Here is a 1,810-nt window from a genome sequence, read left to right on the forward strand (position 1 = left end):
CGCGGGCATGCCGCTGCTGGAACACCGCGCGGCAGCGCGGGGCTGGGTCGCGAAGGCCGGCGCGTGAGCGCGCCGCGCCTCGCCATCCTCGCCGCGCAGAACGAGGCGGCGCGGGCGGCGCAGGAGGCGCTGGCGGCCCGCTACGGCGCCGCCGATCCCGACCAGGCCGAGGTCGTGGTCGCACTCGGCGGCGACGGCTTCATGCTCGAGACGCTGCACCGCTTCCTGCACCGCGGCACGCCGGTCTACGGCATGAACCGCGGCTCCGTCGGCTTCCTGATGAACGACTACCGCGAGGACGACCTGCCCGCGCGCCTCGCCGCCGCGCAGGCCGCCACGCTGCACCCGCTGCGCATGCGCGCCTTCTGCAACGGCGGCGCGCCGGTCGAGGCGCTGGCCATCAACGAGGTCTCCCTGCTGCGCGAGAGCCGCCAGGCGGCGAAGGTGCGCATCCTGGTGGACGGCAAGGAAAGGCTGACGGAGCTGATCTGCGACGGCATCCTGATCAGCACGCCGGCGGGCAGCACGGCCTACAACCTCTCGGCGCACGGGCCGATCGTCCCGCTTGGGGCGAACCTGCTGCCGCTCACGCCGATCTCGGCCTTCCGCCCACGGCGCTGGCGCGGCGCGCTGCTGCCCGCCGATGTCGAGGTGGTCTTCGAGATCCTGGAACGCGACAAGCGCCCGGTCGCGGCCGTGGCCGACTACACCGAGGTGCGCGACGTGGCGCGCGTCGAGGTGCGCGAGGCGCGCGACGTGTCGCTCACGCTGCTCTTCGATCCCGACCACGGGCTGTCGGAACGCATCATCGCGGAGCAGTTCACGGTGTGAGTCCCGGCGCACGAAGCTCCGGCCCGCGGCGGCAAGGGCCGGGCGGCCATGTGGCCGCCGCGCCCCATGCCGCGAGCGAGGAGACGACGCGCCCCGCATGCGAGGGGCATGACGGCGAAGCCCTCGTGCACATGACATGAGCAGCCAAGGCCTCTCCGACCGCGCGCTGATCTGGGGCATGGCCGTCACCCAGCTGATCGGCTGGGGCACGCTGTTCACGCCCTTCCCGCTCATGGTCGCGCCGATGGAGGCCGAGCTCGGCTGGTCGCGCGTGACGCTCAACGCCGCCTACACCACCGGCCTGCTGGCGGCGGGCCTGGCGGCGGTGCCCGCCGGGCGCTGGTTCGACCGGCACGGCGCTCGCGGCATGATGGGCCTCGGCACCGCCGCCGCCGCCGTGCTGCTGGTGGCCTGGAGCCTGGTCGCGCACCCCCTCGCCTTCTTCGCGATCTGGATCGGGATCGGCGTCGCGCAGGCGATCGGGCTGTGGGGCATCGCCATGGCGGTGGTGGTGGAGCAGGCGCGCGATGCGACGCGCAGCATCACCATCATCAGCTTCATCACCGGCTTCACCGGCACGGTGTTCCTGCCGCTGACCGATGCGCTGATCGGCACCTTCGGCTGGCGCGGCGCGCTGCAGGCGCTGGCCGTGCTGCAGGCGGTCTCGGCGGTGATCACGGTGGCGATGCTGCGCCATGCACGCCGGCCAGGCCCGTCGGCCGCCCAGGCCACGGCGCGCGTGTCCCTGTGGACGCGGCTGCGGCAACGCGCCTTCCTCGGCCTCGCGGTGTGCTTCGCGGCGCATGCCTTCATCGCGACGGGCCTCGGCGCGCACCTGATCCCGCTGCTGCGCGAACGCGGCTGGCCCGAGGCGACGGTGCTGCTGATCGCCGCCGCGCATGGACCCGCGCAGGTGGCCGCGCGCGGGCTGCTGTTCGCGGCCGGCCGGCGCGCAAGCCTGCGCCGGGTCGGCCTGCTG

At 74.3% G+C, this 1,810-nt stretch carries 2 protein-coding genes; both read left to right on the forward strand.

Annotated elements, in window-relative coordinates; genetic code table 11:
* The first annotated feature begins 42 nt into the window (after window positions 1-42).
* Complete coding sequence (locus tag HW578_RS26135) at window positions 43-831, forward strand: NAD kinase (RefSeq protein ID WP_232479310.1); 789 nt, start codon at window positions 43-45, stop codon at window positions 829-831.
* A 136-nt stretch (window positions 832-967) separates the two neighbouring features.
* A partial coding sequence (locus tag HW578_RS26140; RefSeq protein WP_198373631.1) for an MFS transporter occupies window positions 968-1,810 on the forward strand: 843 nt, incomplete at its 3' end.

The sequence above is a fragment of the Roseomonas rosulenta genome, assembly GCF_016106005.1.
Classification (GTDB): Bacteria; Pseudomonadota; Alphaproteobacteria; order Acetobacterales; family Acetobacteraceae; genus Neoroseomonas; species Neoroseomonas rosulenta.